Annotated in this window: 16 protein-coding genes and 1 pseudogene; 11 read left to right on the top strand and 6 right to left on the bottom strand. The window is 71.2% G+C overall.

Annotated elements, in window-relative coordinates; all coding sequences use genetic code 11:
• The first annotated feature begins 56 nt into the window (after positions 1–56).
• From PCA76_RS14275 to PCA76_RS14255, 5 genes are all read left to right on the top strand, one after another.
• Entirely contained in the window at positions 57–1,451 is a 1,395-nt protein-coding gene (locus PCA76_RS14275; protein ID WP_272618429.1) for an ABC transporter substrate-binding protein, read from the top strand.
• Positions 1,448–2,407 (top strand): carbohydrate ABC transporter permease, encoded by a 960-nt coding sequence (locus PCA76_RS14270; protein ID WP_272618427.1) that lies wholly within the window; start codon positions 1,448–1,450, stop codon positions 2,405–2,407. Before PCA76_RS14275 ends, PCA76_RS14270 begins: the two co-directional genes overlap by 4 nt.
• Positions 2,407–3,273, top strand: coding sequence for a carbohydrate ABC transporter permease (locus PCA76_RS14265; protein ID WP_272618425.1), 867 nt, complete (start codon positions 2,407–2,409; stop codon positions 3,271–3,273). The genes PCA76_RS14270 and PCA76_RS14265 overlap by 1 nt, the downstream gene beginning before the upstream one ends.
• A gap of 110 nt (positions 3,274–3,383) precedes the next feature.
• Positions 3,384–3,998 (top strand): methyltransferase domain-containing protein, encoded by a 615-nt coding sequence (locus PCA76_RS14260; protein WP_272618423.1) that lies wholly within the window; start codon positions 3,384–3,386, stop codon positions 3,996–3,998.
• Positions 3,999–4,054: 56 nt separating this feature from the next.
• Entirely contained in the window at positions 4,055–4,660 is a 606-nt protein-coding gene (locus PCA76_RS14255) for a class I SAM-dependent methyltransferase (protein WP_272618421.1), read from the top strand.
• Between the two features lie 34 nt (positions 4,661–4,694).
• Here the strand turns inward: PCA76_RS14255 and eccB are convergent.
• Positions 4,695–6,076: pseudogene (gene eccB / locus PCA76_RS32645) on the bottom strand (type VII secretion protein EccB).
• A gap of 126 nt (positions 6,077–6,202) precedes the next feature.
• On the opposite strand from eccB, the gene PCA76_RS14240 reads away from it, so the two are divergent.
• Both PCA76_RS14240 and PCA76_RS14235 read left to right on the top strand, forming a co-directional pair.
• Entirely contained in the window at positions 6,203–6,922 is a 720-nt protein-coding gene (locus PCA76_RS14240; RefSeq protein WP_272618415.1) for a spermidine synthase, read from the top strand.
• 126 nt (positions 6,923–7,048) lie between these two features.
• On the top strand, positions 7,049–7,225 hold the full coding sequence (locus PCA76_RS14235) for a hypothetical protein (RefSeq protein WP_272618413.1): 177 nt from the start codon (positions 7,049–7,051) through the stop codon (positions 7,223–7,225).
• A 6-nt stretch (positions 7,226–7,231) separates the two neighbouring features.
• Here the strand turns inward: PCA76_RS14235 and PCA76_RS14230 are convergent, their stop codons facing one another.
• Positions 7,232–9,034: an acyl-CoA dehydrogenase gene (locus PCA76_RS14230; protein ID WP_272618411.1), complete on the bottom strand. Its 1,803-nt coding sequence runs from the start codon at positions 9,032–9,034 to the stop codon at positions 7,232–7,234.
• Between the two features lie 154 nt (positions 9,035–9,188).
• Between PCA76_RS14230 and PCA76_RS14225 the strand changes: the two genes are divergently transcribed.
• Together PCA76_RS14225 and PCA76_RS14220 are read left to right on the top strand one after the other, a co-directional pair.
• Positions 9,189–9,611 carry an MmcQ/YjbR family DNA-binding protein gene (locus PCA76_RS14225; RefSeq protein WP_272618409.1) on the top strand — a complete coding sequence of 141 codons (423 nt, stop codon included), beginning with the start codon at positions 9,189–9,191 and terminating at the stop codon, positions 9,609–9,611.
• Positions 9,612–9,842: 231 nt separating this feature from the next.
• Complete coding sequence (locus PCA76_RS14220; protein WP_272618407.1) at positions 9,843–10,535, top strand: alpha/beta fold hydrolase; 693 nt, start codon at positions 9,843–9,845, stop codon at positions 10,533–10,535.
• A gap of 45 nt (positions 10,536–10,580) precedes the next feature.
• On the opposite strand, the gene PCA76_RS14215 is transcribed toward PCA76_RS14220, so the two are convergent.
• The 3 genes from PCA76_RS14215 to PCA76_RS14205 form a co-directional block, all read right to left on the bottom strand.
• Entirely contained in the window at positions 10,581–11,843 is a 1,263-nt protein-coding gene (locus PCA76_RS14215; RefSeq protein WP_272618405.1) for an MFS transporter, read from the bottom strand.
• Positions 11,840–12,436 carry an ArsR/SmtB family transcription factor gene (locus PCA76_RS14210; protein WP_272618403.1) on the bottom strand — a complete coding sequence of 199 codons (597 nt, stop codon included), beginning with the start codon at positions 12,434–12,436 and terminating at the stop codon, positions 11,840–11,842. Before PCA76_RS14210 ends, PCA76_RS14215 begins: the two co-directional genes overlap by 4 nt.
• Positions 12,437–12,500: 64 nt before the next feature.
• The gene (locus PCA76_RS14205; protein WP_272618401.1) at positions 12,501–14,096 is read right to left on the bottom strand and encodes an LLM class flavin-dependent oxidoreductase; all 1,596 of its coding nucleotides are present in this window, start codon (positions 14,094–14,096) and stop codon (positions 12,501–12,503) included.
• A gap of 114 nt (positions 14,097–14,210) precedes the next feature.
• On the opposite strand from PCA76_RS14205, the gene PCA76_RS14200 reads away from it, so the two are divergent.
• Positions 14,211–14,813: a MarR family winged helix-turn-helix transcriptional regulator gene (locus PCA76_RS14200; protein WP_272618399.1), complete on the top strand. Its 603-nt coding sequence runs from the start codon at positions 14,211–14,213 to the stop codon at positions 14,811–14,813.
• A 115-nt stretch (positions 14,814–14,928) separates the two neighbouring features.
• Here PCA76_RS14200 and PCA76_RS14195 read toward each other — a convergent pair whose 3' ends face one another.
• Positions 14,929–16,437, bottom strand: a complete 1,509-nt coding sequence (locus PCA76_RS14195; protein WP_272618397.1) for a phosphoesterase — start codon at positions 16,435–16,437, stop codon at positions 14,929–14,931.
• Positions 16,438–16,761: 324 nt separating this feature from the next.
• On the opposite strand from PCA76_RS14195, the gene PCA76_RS14190 reads away from it, so the two are divergent.
• Entirely contained in the window at positions 16,762–16,998 is a 237-nt protein-coding gene (locus PCA76_RS14190) for a fascin domain-containing protein (protein WP_272618395.1), read from the top strand.
• Positions 16,999–17,073 lie beyond the last annotated feature (75 nt).

Below are 17,073 nucleotides of genomic sequence, written 5' to 3'. Positions count from 1 at the left end.
ATTGATCTATCGAAGGCGTTGAATCCGGCATGTACCCTTCGAGAGGAGTGCCACCGATGTCAGCACCTCCGAGGCGGATACTCGCCACCACCCTGATCCTGGCACTGACAACGTCCACCCTGCTGGCCTGCGGCGACGACGAATCGGACAGCAACAGCAAGAAGATCACCGTCTGGAGCCTGGAAGACGTCGCCGACCGGGTCACCGCCACCAAGGCGATCATCGCCGACTTCACCGCCCAGACCGGGATCCAGGTCGACCTCGTGACCGTCAACGAGGACCAGTTTCCCTCCCTGATCGCCGCCAACGCCGCCGCCGGCGACCTGCCCGACGTGGTCGGATCGGTCTCCCTCGCCGGCATCCGCACGCTCGCCGGCAACGAGCTGCTGCACGCATCGGCGAACGCGGAGGTCGTCGACAAGCTGGGCAGGCAGACGTTCTCCCCGCGGGCGCTGGAGCTCACCACCGACGACGGCAAACAGCTCTCCGTGCCCAGCGACGGGTGGGGGCAGCTGCTCGTCTACCGCAAGGACCTGTTCGCCGCCGCCGGGCTACCCGCTCCCGACACGTACGAGCGGATCACCACCGCCGCGGCGAGACTGAACACCGGCGGCGTCGCCGGGATCACCGCGGCGACCGCCCCCAGCGACGTGTTCACCCAGCAGACCTTCGAGCACCTGGCGCTGGCCAACGGCTGCCAGCTCACCGACGACGCCGGGGCGGTCACCCTGGATTCGCCCCAGTGCGTCGAGGCGTTCCGCTTCTACGGCGACCTGATCCGCGCCAGCTCGGTGAAGGGCGCGCAGGACGTCGACACCACCCGGGCCACCTACTTCGCGGGCAAGGCAGCCATGGTGATCTGGTCGCCGTTCATCCTCGACGAGCTGGCGGGGCTCCGCAACGACGCCAAGCCGACCTGCCCGCAGTGCCAGGCGGACCCGGCGTTCCTCGCGAAGAACAGCGGGTTCGTCACCGCGATCAAGGGCCCGAACGGCACCGAGCCGGCACAGTACGGCGAGATCAGCTCCTGGGCCGTGCTGGATGGCGCGGCGGCCGACCCGGCCAGGTCGTTCGTGGAGTACATGCTCAGCGACGGATATCCCCGCTGGTTCGGCATGTCCCCCGAGGGCCGCTTCCCGGTACGCAAGGGCACCCCCGCCGAGCCGGAGGCGTACCTCAGCGCGTGGAACACCAGCCAGGCCGGCGTGGACGCGAAGAAGCCCCTCGCCGACGTGTACGGCGACGAGGTGCTGGCCACCCTGCGCCGCAGCCCGGACACCTTCGGGCGTTGGGGGCTCAGCCAGGGGCAGGGCAAGCTCGTCGGCGCCATGCTCGGCGAGTTGCCGGTCCCCAAGGTGTTGAGCGACCTCGTCGCCGGCAAGTCCGACGCGGCGGCCGCCGCCGCCCGGGCCAAGAAGGACGTCGACGCCATCAAGGCGGGCGTCAATTGACCACCACCGCACCGGGCCCCGGCCGCTCCCCCACCCGGGAGCGGCCGGCGCGGGCCCGCCGCCGGCGACCGCTGACCCTGCGCCGCCGCGAATCCCGGGCCGGGCTCGCGCTGGTCGCACCGACCCTGCTCGTCACGATCGCGGTCATCGGCATCCCGATCATCTGGACCGTAGTGCTCGCCTTCCAGCGGGTCCGGCTCGCCACGCTGCGCAAGACCGGGCTGTTCGGCGAGTTCACGATGGACAACATCGACCGGGTGCTGCACACCCCCGGCTTCGCCGACACGCTGTGGGTCACGCTGCTCTACAGCCTCGGCGGCACCGTCGGGTCGATCCTGCTCGGGCTGGTGGCCGCCCTGGTGGTCCGCCGACCGTTCCGGGGCCGCACCCTGGTCCGGGCGTCCATGCTGCTGCCGTACGTGGCGCCGGTGGTCGCGGTGACGTTCGTGTGGCAGGTGATGCTCGATCCGCAGCTCGGCATCGTCAACGCCTGGGGTCAACGGCTGCTCGGCTGGGACGCACCGGTGCCGTTCCTGTCCCAGGAGTCGACCGCGCTGACCACGGTGATCGTGTTCGAGGCGTGGCGGTACTTCCCGTTCGCGTTCCTGTTTCTGCTGGCCCGGCTCCAGGCGGTGCCCGGCGAGTTGGAGGAGGCCGCCCGGGTCGACGGCGCCACCCCCACCCAACGCTTCCGGCACATCCTGCTGCCGCAACTGCTGCCGGTGATCGGCCTGCTGGGGGTGCTGCGCTTCATCATGACGTTCAACAAGTTCGACGACGTCTACCTGCTCACCGGTGGTGCGGCGGGCACCGAGGTGGTCAGTGTGCGGGTGTACGAGTTCCTCACCGCCCGTACCGACATCGGCGCCGCGGCCGCGCAGGCGGTCGTGCTGGCCGTGGTGCTCATCGTGTTCGTGCTGATCTATCTACGCTTCTTCGGACGGAGGGTGGACTGATGGACCGGGACGTGGTCGAGACGGTGAGCCTGCGCTGGCTGCGCCGCCTGGTGATCGCCGTGTTCCTGGTGATCACCGTCTTCCCCTTCTACTACATGCTGGTGCTCTCGGTGCGCCCCATCGAGCGGCTTCTGCTCGACCCCGGCGCGCTGGTGGTCGGCTTCGGTGAGCTGACCGTGGCGACGTACGCCGAGGTGCTCAAGGCCACCGACGACGGCGGCCAGGGCTTCCTCACCTTCATCCGCAACAGCGGGATGGTCGCGGTCGCGGCGACCCTGCTCACTCTGCTGGTGGCGATCCCCGGCGCGTACGCGGTGGCCCGGTTGCGGTTCTTCGGCCGGAGGCAGGTCGATTTCCTGTTCCTGGCGGTCTACCTGTTCCCGTCGATCGTCATCGCGATCCCGCTGTTCGTGGTCTTCACCCGCGCCGGGCTGCGCGGCTCATTGTTCGGCCTGGTCCTGGTCTACATCTCGCAGACCCTGCCGGTGTCGGTCTACATGCTGAAGAACTACTTCGAGACCATCCCGGTCAGTCTGGAGGAGTCCGCGGCCATCGACGGCGCCGGCCGGCTCGGCATCATCCGGCGCGTCAGCCTGCCCCTCGCCATGCCGTCGATCATGGCGGTCGCGCTCTACGACTTCATGATCGCCTGGAACGAGTTTCTCTTCGCCCTGCTGTTCCTGGTCGACAAGCCCGACCGGTGGACGGTGTCGCTGGGGCTGTCCCTGCTCGCCGACGGGGTGGAGGTGCCCAAGACGGTGCTGATGGCGGGATCGGTCGTCCTCACCCTGCCCATCGTGATCCTCTTCTTCGCCAGCGAGCGGCTCCTCACCGAGGGTCTGACCAGCGGCGCTGAGAAGGGCTGAGGGGGTCGGCGTCACGGTCAAGAAAATTCGGGCTGTGACGCCTCCCACAATCGCCTTCATGTCCGTACCATCGGCACGTCCTTATCTGGCACAGCTGAGGGAGCCGGTGCATGAGCCAGCCACAACGGAGCCGTCCGACCGAAACAGCGGGCGAGGACTACACCGACCGGCTGCAGCGCCTCGGTGGCGCCCGCTGGAAGCAGATGCTCGACGTGCAGGCGCCCTACCGGTGGAACCTACGCCGGCTCAATCTGGGCAACACCCTCGACGTCGGCTCCGGCCTGGGTCGCAACCTCGCCAACCTGGATGGCAACGGCGTCGGCGTGGACCACAACCCCACTTCGGTGGCGCACTCCCGGGCCGCGGGGCTCGAGGCGTACACGGTTGAGGAGTTCAAGAACAGCCCGCACGCCCGGCCGGGCGCGTTCGACTCGCTGCTCGCCGCGCACCTGCTGGAGCACCTTCCGGCCGAGGAGGCGCGCGAGGTCATCTCGTCCTACCTGCCGTACGTGCGTTCGGGTGGGCAGGCCGTGTTCATCACCCCGCAGGAGCGCGGGTATGCCAGCGACGCCTCGCACGTCCGGTTCGTCGGCTTCGACGAGGCGGCGCAGACCTGCCAGGAGTTGGGCCTGACCGTGACCCGGCAGTTCTCGTTCCCGTTCGCCCGGCCGCTCGGGCGGGTCTTCACCTACAACGAGTTCATCACGGTGGCCCGCCTGCCCTGACCGCCGCCGTCCCGGGTCGCCTGCCGGGCCCCCACCGGCCCGGTTACGGTGGCCCCATGGCCAACCCGACCCGCTGGGCGACCGACACCGGTCCCGAGCACTCACAGTGGTACATCGACCGGTTCCGGAAGCTCGCGGCCGAGGGCGCGGACCTGGCCGGCGAGGCCCGACTGGTGGACACCCTGGTCGCGCCCGGCTCACGGGTTCTCGACGCCGGCAGCGGCACCGGCCGGGTCGGTGCCGCGCTGGCCCAGCGTGGGCACACCGTGGTCGGGGTGGACGCCGACCCCGCGCTGGTGGCTGCCGCCCGCGCCGACTATCCCGGCCCGACGTGGCTGGTCGCCGACCTCGCCGAGCTGGACCTACCGGCGATGGGTGAGGCGGAGCCGTTCGACGCGGCGGTGCTGGCCGGCAACGTCCTCGCCTTCGTCGCCGTCGGCACCGAACCGGAGGTGCTGCGCCGGGTCGCCGCGCACCTGCGGCCCGACGGCGTGCTGACCGTGGGCTTCGGCACCGAGCGCGGTTACCCGCTGACCGCGTTCGACGCCGACGCGGTGGCCGCCGGGCTGCGCGTGGAGCAGCGCTTCGCCACCTGGGACCTGCGCCCGTGGCGCGACGACGCCGCGTTCGCGGTCAGCATCTTGCGCCGGCCGGCCGACTGACAACCCGCGCGATCCCGGTCGGGCCGCGTCACCCTCAGTCGGGCGCGGCGACGGCCCGGGCGGCCGCCGGGTCCAGGGTGGCACCGGCGGGCACCAGGCTGACCAGCCCGGCCGGCAGCCGCAACGGTCGCACATTGCGGTAGCCGAGCATCGCGAGCACCTCGGGGTCGGCCAGCACGAACCGGCGGCCCAGGTCGGTGACCACGGAGACCGCGCCGCCGGACGCCCCGGGCGCGGCGGCCTCGACCACCGCGCCGCGACCCGGCTCCACCACCACATGGTCAGCCAGCACCGCACCGCCGGTCGGTGCGGTCCGTGGCGCGGCCGCCAGGTCCCGCAGCGGTACGCCCCAGCGCACCTCACCAACCCCGCCGTCGTCGGCGACGCGGGTGCAGAGCGCCCCGTCGCCGCCAGCCGCGAGCCGGGGCGGGGTCGGCGGCGGGGCGTTCGGGCCGGTCGGGGCGAGATCGGGCACCGTGGGCAGCGCGGCGAACCGACCCAACGTCATCGGCACCGGCTCACCCTGCCCGGTGCGAGCCAGCAACAGCCCCGCTTGCAGCTCGGTGATGCCGGCCAACCCCGCGTCGAGGGCCACCGCGTACTGCCGGCCGCCACCGGAATTGCTCACCAGGTAGACCGTGCCGATCGCCGCGCCCGGCACCCGCGTGGCGGGCCGGCCCAGCTCGGGCAGGGCGAGCGGGGCGAGGTCGGTGCCGGTGGGTAGCGAGTTGAGCAGGGCGGGCGCGACCGGCACCGCCTGTGCCCGGGTGGTGGCGAGCGCCGCCAGCACCCTGCTGGGGTCGCGGACGAGGTAGCGCCGTTGGTGCCAGACCAGGTGCAGCCCACCGTCGGGGTGGCGCAGCAGCAACGCCTCGTCGCCCAGCGGCCGACCGCCGTCGGCCTCGGTGCCGATCAGCAACGCGGACCGGGGGCCTCGCCGCCCGCACCGGCCGGGACCGTCGAGCAGACGGTCCAGGCCGCGGTGGCCAGCCGGCCGGGGGCGGGCAGCGAATCGGGCGCGTCGGCGATGCCCAGCGGCAGCCCGCGCGGCACACCGTCGATCGTGCGTCGGGAGACCAGCACGGTCTTCGAGCTGTCCGCGCCGACGATGAGCAGCGCCGAGGCGTAGTTGAGCACCGGGTGCAGCTTCTGCTCGCGATAGACGAACCGGGCCCCGGACTCCTTCTCCACGATCACCGCGCCCGGGTCGCGCCACCCTTTGCCACCACCGGCGAACAGGCCGTAGAGCGCCGAACCGCCGAGCCCGATCGCCGCGACCAGGACACTGGCCAGGCCGGCGCCGGCCAGCCGCCGAAACGGCGACTGCGCGGGATCGGTCTCCCGCATGACCAGGGCAGCGACCGCCCGCTGGATGCTGAACTGGTAGGAGTGCAGCTGGTCCTGCCGCGACGGCATGAGGTCCCTTCCGGTGGATCGGCCGGGCACAGAATATGCGTTGCGTCGATGTCCTGCGGACCCTGCGTGGCCGTCACGGGGCAACCGGTACCATCCGGGGACGAATCCGACGGCGAAAGGGCACCCGTGGGCGCGCGTTTCGAAGAGCTGGCCTGGCGGGAGACCCCGATCGGCGCGATCAGCCTGCGTCGGCGCCAGGATCCGGCGCTCCAGGTCGAGGTGTACGAGGTCAAGCTCGACGACGAGTACCTGATGTCCAGCCTCTTTCCGGTCGCGGAGATCGAGCTGGCCCGGCTCGGCCTCGCCGAGGCGGCCGGTGACTCGCTCGACGTGGTGGTCGGCGGGCTCGGGCTGGGATACACCGCCTGCGCGGCACTGGGCGACCCGCGGGTGCGTTCACTGCTGGTGGTCGAGGCCATCGAGGACGTGATCGACTGGCACCGGCAAGGGCTGCTGCCGTTCGCGGCAGGGCTCGCCGAGGACCCCCGGACCCGGTTCGTGCAGGCCGACTTCTTCGCGGCGGTGGCCGGTGACACCGGCTTCGACACCGAGGTTCCCGGGCGGCGGTTCGATGCCGTCCTGCTCGACGTCGACCACTCCCCGCGCAACGTCCTGCACCCGAGCCACGCGGCGTTCTACCCGCCGGCCGGGTTGCGGCGGCTGGCCGCCCTGCTACGCCCGGAGGGGGTCTTCGCGCTCTGGTCGGACGACCCGCCGGACACCGAGTTCACCGCAGCGCTCACCGAGGTGTTCGCGAGCGTACGGGCGCACGTCGTGCCGTTCGCCAACCCGCTGACCGGCGGCGAGTCCGCCAACACCGTCTACGTGGCGCGCACCGAGGGCTGAGCGGCGACGGCCCCGCCGTTCAGTCGAGCGCGACCGGCTTCGCACCTCGCGGGCATGGTGGCGGCCGAATCGGGAAGGTGGCACGGGGGTCGCCGCTGCGAGCGCGACCGGTTACCGGAGGTGGACATGCGTGCACTGCTCTGGGTCGTCGGCGTGGTCGCCGGCGTGCTGATTCTGCTCGGGTTGATTCTCGAGGCGGCCCGCTGGCTGATCATCATCGGTCTGATCGCGCTGATCATCGTGATCGTCTGGGGCGTGGTCAAGGGACGGCAGGCCATGAACCACCAGACCCGCCGACGGTGACGCCGCTCAGAACCAGTCCGCGCGCATGTCGAGGGTCGTCCGGTCCCGGCTGTCCAGCAGGTCGAACTGCGGACCGGTCCGGGGCAACTCGACCGTGAAGAAGTAGCGGGCGGCCTGCCTCTTGCCGGCGTGGAACGCGTCGCCGGACCCCTCCGGCGGCAGCACCAGCACCTGCTCCAGCCACATCCACGCGATCACCACGTGCCCGACGGCCTCCAGGTAGGCGCTGGCGTTGGCCAGCGCGAGCACCGGGTCCCCGTCGGCCCAGAGCCGACGGGTGACCGCGGTTGTCCGGTCCACCGCGGCGGCCAGCCGGTCCGCCAGACCGGCCGCCTCGCCGCCGGTCTCCCGGGCCCGCTCGATCGTGTCCCCGATCGTCGCGGTCAGCAGGGCGAGACCCGCACCGCCCTGCATGGTCATCTTGCGCCCGAGGAGATCCAGCGCCTGGATGCCGTGGGTGCCCTCGTGGATCGGGTTGAGCCGGTTGTCCCGGTAGTGCTGCTCCACGTCGTGGTCACGGGTGTAGCCGGCACCACCGAGCACCTGGATCGCCAGATCGTTGGCGGTGAGGCACCACTGCGACGGCCAACTCTTGGTGATCGGGGTGAGCACGTCCAGCAGCAGGTGCGCGCGCTCGCGGTCGGCGTCAGCGGGCGCGGTCTTCTGCTCGTCGAGCAGCCGCGCGCAGTAGAGCACCAGCGCCAGCGACCCCTCCACGTAGCTCTTCTGCGCCAGCAGCATCCGCCGTACGTCGGGGTGGTCGATGATCGGCACCTGCGCGGCGGCCGGGTCCTTCGCGCCGACCGGACGGCCCTGCGGCCTCTCCTTGGCGTACGCCAGGCTCTTGAGATAGCCGGTGTAACCCAGCGCGGTGGCGCCTGCCCCGACCCCGATCCGGGCCTCGTTCATCATGTGGAACATCTGCGCCAGACCCTGATGCGGCGCGCCGACCAGGTGGCCGACCGCACCGGCGCGGCCGCCCGGCGTGTGCCCGCCGTCGCCGAAGCTGAGCAGCGTGTTGGTGGTGCCCCGGAAACCCATCTTGTGGTTGAGCCCGACCAGCACCACGTCGTTGCGGTCACCGAGCGACCCGTCCGCGCCGACCAGCACCTTCGGCACGATGAACAGCGAGATGCCCTTCACCCCGGGCGGACCGCCGGGGATCCGGGCCAGCACCAGGTGGACGATGTTCTCGGCCAACTCGTGGTCGCCACCGGAGATCCACATCTTGGTGCCGAAGAGCCGGTACGAGCCGTCCTGCTGGGGTTCGGCGCGGGTGGTGATGTCGGCCAGTGAGCTGCCGGCGTGCGGCTCGGACAGGCACATGGTGCCGAAGAACCGGCCGTCCAGCATGGGCCGGACGTAGGTGTCCACCTGCTCGGCGCTGCCGTGCGCCAACAGCAGGTTGGCGTTGCCCAGGGTGAGGAACGGGTACGCCGAGGTGGCCACGTTGGCGGCCTGGAACCAGGTGAAGCAGGCCGCCGCGACCGCGTGCGGCAGTTGCAGGCCGCCAACCGTGGCGTCCAACCCGGCGGTGAGCAGGCCGGTCTCGGCGAAGCTGTCCAGCGCCGCGCGGACCTGCGGGATGAGCCGCACCCGCTGCCCGTCGAAGGTCGGCTCGGCGAGGTCCGCGGCACGGTTGTGCGGGGCGAACTGCTCGGTGGCCACCCGCTCGGCGAGATCCAGCGCGTCGTCGAAGGTCTCCCGCGAGTGCTCGGCGTAGCGGGGACGCTCGACGAGTTGGGACACCCGCAGCCAGTCGTGCAGCAGGAAATCGAGGTCGCGGCGGGAGAGCAGGGTGGACGGCACGGCACTCCTCAGCGGGCACGGGGATGGATCGGGCCAGGACGACGGCCCGAGGTCGCCCCGGCCCATCCTGGCGGATCGACAGGGCGCGCACCACCGGCCCGGGCGGCGTTCGACGAGCGGAACTTGTCACACCGGCCGGCTAGGGTCGCTGCCCGTGACCGAACCCGGAGACGTCCCGCCCGAGGTCCTCGACCAGCTGCGGCCGATCTGCCTCGGGCTGCCGGAGACCTACGAGGAGCCCGCCTGGGTGGGCACACGCTGGCGGATCCGCAAGCGGACCTTCGCCCACGTGCTCACCGTCGACCCCGACCGACAGGCGGTCCACGCCCGGGCCGCCGAGGTCGACGAGCCCGCCTGCCTGCTGGTCTTCCGGTCGCCACCCGATGAGATCGCCGGGCTCCTGGGCGGTGGGCACCCCTTCTACAAACCGGATTGGGGGCCGAACGTGATGGGCATGGTCCTAAACGCGGACACCGACTGGGAGGAGGTCGGCGAGCTGCTCACCGAGAGCTACCGCATGCTGGCCCCGAAGCGGCTCGCCGCCCTGGTCGGCCCTCCGGCCCCGCCGCTCGACTGAGCGCTGACGCTGCCCGGCGGGCGGGGCTGCGGTTTCGCCCGGCACGCTCCGGGGATACCGCGCCGGCTGGCCGGAGCCGTCGGCCACCGGATGGAGCCGAGGACGCCGTCGGGCGGGTGAGGAGCGGGTCGATGGCGACGCTGCCCACCGAGGAGGATCCACGCTCGTCAGATCCGTGCTCGCCACTTGAGACGCGCCGGGCTGTCGCAGGGCGGCGCTAGGGTCCCGGCCATGGCTGAATTCGTACTGGTGGCGGGGGCGTGGCTGGGGTCGTGGGCATGGGACGAGGTGGTGCCGCCACTGCGGGCGGCCGGCCACGGCACCCATCCACTGACCCTCTCCGGCCTTGCCGACAAGCAGGCCGTGCCCGCCGGGCAGCAGACCCACGTGCGGGACATCGTCGGCGAGATCGAGCGCCGCGACCTGCGCGACGTGGTGCTGGTCGGGCACAGCTACTCGGGAATTCCGGTGGGTCAGGCCGCCGAGCGGATCGGCGACCGGTTGACCAGAGTGGTCTTCGTCGACTCGGAGGTGCCGGTCGACGGCGATTCGTTCGCCTCCGGTTGGTGGCAGGGCCCGGCGGCGCTGGAGTCGTTGATCGCGGACAACGGCGGCTACTGGCCGCTCGGCGCGGGCGATCTCGACGGCCAGGGGCTCACCGACGAGCAGGTGACCCGGTTCATCGAGAAGTCCACTCCGCACCCGGGCGCCACGCTGACCGAGCCGGCGGTGTTGACCCGCCCACTGGGTGAGCTTCCGGCGACGTACGTCAAGTGTCTGCTGGACGGGCCGGAGCCCAACGACACCGTGGCCACGTTGCTGACCAGCGACCACTGGCGACTGCTCACGATGACCACCGGACACTGGCCGATGCTCTCCCAGCCCGCCGAGCTGGCCCGGCTGCTGGTGGCGGAAGCCATCTGACCTGCGCCCCGCGCCGCCGACCCCTGGGCCGGCGGCGCGGGGCGGTCAAGCCACCGGGTCGTCGAGGGTCCTGATGTGGCGCACCGGCGACGCGAGCAACCAGAACACGGCGAGCACGCCACCCAGGCCGGCGACGACCAGCGTGGGCCGCAGCCCGATGGTGGTGCCCAACGCCCCACCGACCAGCGCGCCGAGCGGTCGGATGCCGTAGTTGACGGCGCTGTAGGCACCGGCCCGGCGTCCTCGCGCGTCGTCGGGTGTCACGGCGGTGAGGAGGGCGTTCAGGTTCACGTCCATCAGCATCACCCCGACGCTGGAGACCAGCTCGATGGCCGCCAGCATGGCCACCTTCGTCCAGGTGGGTCCGGACACCAGCGCGGTCAGCGCCAGCGGGGCGGGAAAGAGCACCACGCCGATCATGGCGGTCCGGCCCAGCCCGATGGCGCGCGAGATCCGCGGGGCGAGCGCCGCGCCCGCGAACCCGCCGAGCGCGCCGAAGCCGAAGGCGATGCCGATCGCGCCGGCCGACAGGTCGAGTTCGCGGCTGGCGTAGAGCACCAGCAGCGCGCTGGCGATGAAGGTGAAGAAGTTGACCGTGCTGGTGCAGCCGAGGGCGGCCCGCAGCACCGGGTGCCGCAGCACCAGCACGAGCCCTTCGCGGACCAGGCCGAGCGTGGACGTCCGACGCGGCGGGGGAGGCGACTCGGTCACCGGGATGCGGCCGAGCAGCAGCGCGGAGCCGAGGAAGGACACCGCGTCGACGACGATCGCGACCGGCGCGCTGAGCGCCTGGACCAGCCCACCGCCGACGGCCGGGCCGGCGATGAAGGACAGCGACCGGCTCATGCTCAGCTTGCTGGTCGCGTCCACGTACGCCGATCGCGGCACCAGGGCGACGAAGAACGCCTGGCGCGCCATGGCGAAGAGCACCGCGCCGAAGCCGGTGAGCAGCGCCACCAGGTAGAGCTGGGTGAGGGTGATCGCGTCGAACAGGTACGCCACCGGCAGGCTGAGCAGCACCGCGGCGCGGATCAGGTCCGCGATGATCAGGAGTCGCCGCTTGTGGGTGCGCTGGTCCACCCAGGCGCCCAGGAACAGGCCCAGCAGGTTGGGCAGCCAGATCAACGCGGTGAGGACGCTGACCTGCACGGGCGTCGCGGTGAGCAGGGTGACGGCGATCAGCGGTAGGGCGAGTTCGCTGATCCGATCACCGAACTGGGAGATCGTCTCGCTGATCCAGAAGGTGCGGAACCGCCGGTCGCGGTGCAGGGCCGGCGGGGGCGCGGTGCCGGTGGCGGTGGCGGTCACGACGCGGCCGGGTCGTCGCCGGGCTCGGGCAGGAGGTAACGCAGCATTCGGACGACCTGAGCATCGGCCGGTGACTGGTCGTCGTCCTTGCGCCGCACGTATGGGGCGAGCAACTCCTCGATCGCGTCCTCCAACTGCCGTAGCTCCTCGGGGGTGGCCACGAACCGGGTGTCGGCCACCCCGGCCAGCCCGCGCCACTGGGCGTCCAGGCGGGGTTCGTCGTGCAGCAGCCACTGCTGCGGCGCCTCGGCGGCTCGGGCGAACATCTCGCCGCGCAGCTGACGGCCTGCGGCCTGGCCCTCGGCATCGTCGGGCAACGTGAAGCGGAAGCCTCGGGCGGCCGCCTGCCACCAGCGTTCCCGCTTGCTGGTGGCACCGTCCCAGTCGATGACCAGGCCGAACGTCGCGAGGTGCCGCAGGTGCCAGCTGACCACTGACGGTGTGGCGCCGACGTGCGGCGAGAGCCCGGTGGCCGTGGCCGGGCCCTCCCGCTGAAGGTGCTCGAGGATCGCCAGCCGGACTGGATGGGCCAGTGCCCGCAGCGCCTGCGGCTCGGTGATCTCGAAATCCCCGTACGGATTCTTGAGAGACATGTTTCGAAAGTAGTCTCTCAGATTGAACGCGGCAACCCCCGATCGCGCTGGGATGCCGTCATGATCAGCCGATGCCCAGCCGAGCCAACGGCTCGACCAGCTCGCGCTCCTCGTAGCTGAGGTGCGACAGCAGGGCGTCGGTCAGCAGATCCACCGCGGCCCGCAGCTCGGCGAGGCCGTCCGGAGATCCGACGTACGCGACCAGGGCCTGGTCGACACCCTCCAACACATCGTGGATGACGTGGTGCTCCTGCTCCAGCCGGTCGACGACCGGGCCGAGTCGGGGGTCACGCGCACGCAGCCGGGGGAAGAGCGACTGGTCCTCGATCGTGTGGTGGGTGGTGACGATGCGGCAGTACGACTCGCAGTAGACGCCGAGCGTCCACCGGTTCTGCCGCATGGTCATCGTGTTGATGTGGGACCGGGCCGCACCGGCGTCGATCTCACCGGCCGCCACCTGCTCGATCAGATCGTGAATCTGGGCCAGCTCGGCGCGCAGGCCGTCGTGGATCTGCACCAGGTGCGCACCGGTGGCCTGCTCGTGCGGGGTGTAGGTGCGGTTCGGGTCGGGCACCGGCGCGGTCGGCCGGGCCGACTCGTCCCAGACCTGCTGGTCGCTGCGCCGTACCCCGTCGTCGGGGGTCGGCACCACGGCGAAAGCACCGCCGGTCACGGTCGCGCGGCTCGGTCGCACCGGCGGCGCAGCCACCGGCTCCGGCTCAGGTGCCGGCGTACGCTCCGACGCCGGCTCACGCTCCGGCGCTGCCCCACGGTCGCGCTCGGCCGCCACCAGCTCGCGGACCGCGGGAGCCACCTCGCCGGCGAACCGCCGCAGGTCGTCGGGGTCGTCGCTGGCGAGGATGAAGGCGCTGACGCCCTCCCCCAGCGCCAGCTCGGTCAACTCCTGCACCCACTGCGCGGCGGGCCCATTGAGCGCGCCACGACCGACGGCCGAGAACTGGCCGGCGATGTTGAGCAGCCGGCGAACGTCCTGGGGTGAGCGGCCGGCCTGCTGCGCGGCCTCGTCGATGATCGCGTTGCCCTTAGCCAGGTCACCGGGCTGGAGGTAACTGAGCGAGGGCAGCCAGCCGTCGGCCCGGCGACCGGTGAGCTGAAGCATCCGGGGCTTGTACGCGCCCAGCCAGATCGGCACCGCGTGTGCCGGTGCCGGCCCGCGCTTGGCGCCCATCACCCGGTAGAACTCGCCGTCGATACGAACTCCGCCGCGCGCCTCGGCGTCCCAGAGCTGACGGATGATCTCGATGGCCTCCTCCAGCGCTCGTACGCCCTGCCCGGGGGTCAACCGTCGGCCACCCATCGCCTCGATGGCGTCCCAGAACGCTCCCGCTCCGAGGCCGAGGCTGACCCGGCCACCGCTGAGCAGGTCCAGGCTGGCCACGCTGCGGGCGAGCACCGCCGGTGGGCGTAGCGGCAGATTCGTCACGTTCGCCGCCACGCGCACACGGCTGGTCCGGGCCGCGACGAAGCTCAGCAGCGTCCAGGTGTCGAGGAATGCCGGCTGGTACGGGTGGTCCTGGAAGGTCACCAGGTCCAGCCCGACCTGCTCGGCCAGGACGGCAACGCCGACCGTGCGGTCCGGATTGCCACCGCTGGGGGTGACGAAGGATCCGAAGACCAGGTCATGGCCGTAGTCGCTCATCTGCGAGCCTCCCGATTCACGCGACGCCTCTGGCGATGCGTCATGACCTCAACCTTATGTCATACAGAACATCTGCTGCCAACAAGGTCTGACTCACTGCGCTATTGTCGAGGGATGACGGGTGCCACTCACCGGCCGGACCGGCCCGATCCGCTCGACGACGACCTGGGTTGGATGCTCGGAATCGTCTTCCGCGGCTATGTCCGGGCGGCCGAGCACGCGCTCACCGACTTCCCCGGCGGCCCCCGTGGCTACCAGTTGCTCACCGCAGCGATCAACGGACCAGCCCGGAACCAGGGTGCGATCGCCGAGGAACTCGGCATCGACCGCACCGTCCTCACGTACCTGATCGACGATCTGGAACGGCCCGGGTTCGTCGCCCGTCGGGCGGACCCGGGCGACCGGCGTAACCGGCTGATCGACGTCACCGACGTCGGCCGCGCCGCCTGGGAGCAGCGGCGGTTGGCGCTGCGGCAGGTCGAGTCGCACCTGCTGGGGGCCCTCGCGCCGGCCGAGTCGGCGACGCTGCGGGCACTGCTCCAGCAGGTCGCCTGCTCGGCTCAGGCGGTGGACCCGCTGCGTGACCTGTGCGAGGTGGTGGCGCAGGTGCGCCCCGACCCGGCGCCGACGGTGCCCGCGCCGAGCCAAACCGACGCCGCAGCCGAACGTGGCGGGCGCACCGCCACCCCCCGAGCCCGCCGCCGCAGCACCGACTGACTCCCGGCGACGGCCGCCGGAGGAGAGAAAATGCGACGCGGGTCCGCCCGTCAGCACCCGACCGTCGTACGTCGGGCGGTGCCGGACAGACCCGCTGTGCCGCTACCGCGCTGGGTCAGCGCACGTGCACGAACACCGGGTTCGAGTAGAACCACAGGTCGTCCCACGGGCTCTCCAGCCCGTCGGCGAGCGGCTCGGCCTCGTCGGTGCTGGTGCCACGCACCCGCGCGTAGGTGTCGGCCTCGACATTGCGCAGGGTGTGCCGGATGACGTAGTCCGCGCCCTGCCGACGCCAGTCACGCGGGCCGAACCGGGCCACCACCTTGGTGGTGGGGTTGGTGTCGGCGTCCAGGCTGGCGCTCGGGCCGGTGATCTGACCGACGATCAGGTCGACCCGGCGGACCTCGGGACGGTCGCCGTTCGCGTTCTCGCCGCCCAACGGGCGGAACTTGATCTCGATCTCGACATCGGTACGGCTCCGACGGCTGACCGTGATGGTCTCGCCCACCTCGGCGGTCTTGCCCTGGGACGTGGCGGTGACGTCGAGGTTGCGGATCAGGTCACCGGTGGTGACCCAGATCCGGCCGTTGCGCAGGCCGTCCATGATGTCGCCGTAGTCCTGACGGGCGTGCACGTACGTCTTGCTGTACTCGCCCGGCCAGAAGTCCGAGCCACCACGGGTCCAGTGCACGTGCGAGTCCGAGGTCGCGGTGATCCACCAGCGCCGGCCCTCGCCGAGCAGCGAATCCCACAACCCGCCGACCCGGGCGGTCATCTGGTCGAAGCCGCCGTAGGTGGGGTGGTTGCCGTACCCGCCCCGCTTGCCACCGTTGAGCGGGCCGGCCTGGTGGCCGGGCGCACCCTCGAAACCGATGTAGACGTCCGGCGCGGCGTTGTTGCCGTTGCGGAACTCGCGCGGGGTGTCCTGGCCGTAGACGCCGAGACCGGGCGCCGAGCGGGACGCGTGGTGGGCGATCACCAGCGGCTTGTGCGGCATACCCCGGGCGACTTTGAGGAACTCCACCATCTTGGCCTCGGTGTCCCGGGCCGGGTCGGTGGGGAACGCGTCGTACTTCGCGAACCGGCTCTCCAGCTCGAAGAGCTGCTTCTCCTCGTCGGCGTGGCGCGGGATCATCAGCGTGTGGTGGTCCAGCGACGGCGCGTCGAACTCCATTCCCCAGAACTGGAGCACCTCGGGGACCAGCTTGCGCGAACGCAGCAGGTCGGGATACGCCTGCTCGATGTTCACCTTCGAGTGGGTCGGTCCGCCGTGGTCGGTGCACATCGCCCAGGTCAGACCGAAGTTCTTCGCCATGATGGCGTTGGTGACGATCGGGTAGACCGCGTCCGCGCCCTTGTGGAAGACAATCGGGGACTTGGTGGTGTCGAACTCACCGCTGTACTCGGAGTGGATGTGGTGGTCACCAGCGCGCCACACCCGGTTCTTGGCGTTGCCCCGGTCGCTCGTGTCGTCACCCGGCCGGCGGTCCTCGTCGGCCCACGCGGCACTGGTACCAACCAGCGGGCTGGCCGCGGCCAGCGTCGCGCCGACGCCCGCGTACTTGACCAGCTTGCGCCGCGACAGCTGCGCGTGCTCGGTCTCTTCGGGTTGCCTGTCTCGCACGTGAGAGCCTCTCCTCGATCAAGCGAATGCTCTTTCGATCAAGCAGCCTGGAAGAGCGTGGTGAACACCCGCCCTACGGGCCGCGTGCCCACGATGAACACCGCGTCCCGACCTGCCGCTGGCGTGGGACGGGGCATCCTGAGGGATTGACCCTCGAAGACGTTCGATGTTGACTGCATGTCAACGATGTGGATCGATGTTCATCCGACTGCCGTCAACCCGGCACGGTGACACCGTTCCACCTCGTCTCGACATCGCCCTCGTTTCGGCGAGCAGTTCGACCAGGTCGACCTCGGTGGCGGCAACGTCGCCCTGCGGGCCCGGGTGAACAACCAGTTCGCCTGCGCCGAGAACGCCGGCGCCAACCCGCTGATCGCGAACCGGCCGTCCGCCGGGTCGTGGGAGACCTTCGCCCTGGTCCGCAACGCGGACGGTTCGGTCAGCCTGCGGGCGACGGTGAACAACAGGTACGTGGTCGCGGAGAACGGCGGGGCCGAGGCACTGATCGCGAACCGAGACGCGGTCGGCCCCTGGGAGAAGTTCGACCTGATCGCGCTCTGACCCGGAGCCGGCGGGCCCGTGCGGGCCCGCCGGCCGTTTCCGTCCCCCGAACCCGTCCGTCCACCCTTTACCCAA

The sequence above is a fragment of the Micromonospora sp. LH3U1 genome (genome assembly GCF_028475105.1).
GTDB lineage: Bacteria > Actinomycetota > Actinomycetes > Mycobacteriales > Micromonosporaceae > Micromonospora.
Note: the sequence above shows the minus strand (reverse complement) of the source record. Positions and strands in the feature narration are given on the sequence as shown.

Bases quoted from the DNA above. Each gene is read 5' to 3' on its own strand.
- PCA76_RS14275 (WP_272618429.1), top strand. From the start codon at position 57: ATGTCAGCACCTCCGAGGCGGATACTCGCCACCACCCTGATCCTGGCA.
- PCA76_RS14265 (WP_272618425.1), top strand. From the start codon at position 2,407: ATGGACCGGGACGTGGTCGAGACGGTGAGCCTGCGCTGGCTGCGCCGC.
- PCA76_RS14260 (WP_272618423.1), top strand. From the start codon at position 3,384: ATGAGCCAGCCACAACGGAGCCGTCCGACCGAAACAGCGGGCGAGGAC.
- PCA76_RS14255 (WP_272618421.1), top strand. From the start codon at position 4,055: ATGGCCAACCCGACCCGCTGGGCGACCGACACCGGTCCCGAGCACTCA.
- PCA76_RS14235 (WP_272618413.1), top strand. From the start codon at position 7,049: ATGCGTGCACTGCTCTGGGTCGTCGGCGTGGTCGCCGGCGTGCTGATT.
- PCA76_RS14220 (WP_272618407.1), top strand. From the start codon at position 9,843: ATGGCTGAATTCGTACTGGTGGCGGGGGCGTGGCTGGGGTCGTGGGCA.
- PCA76_RS14210 (WP_272618403.1), bottom strand. From the start codon at position 12,436: ATGTCTCTCAAGAATCCGTACGGGGATTTCGAGATCACCGAGCCGCAG.
- PCA76_RS14205 (WP_272618401.1), bottom strand. From the start codon at position 14,096: ATGAGCGACTACGGCCATGACCTGGTCTTCGGATCCTTCGTCACCCCC.
- PCA76_RS14200 (WP_272618399.1), top strand. From the start codon at position 14,211: ATGACGGGTGCCACTCACCGGCCGGACCGGCCCGATCCGCTCGACGAC.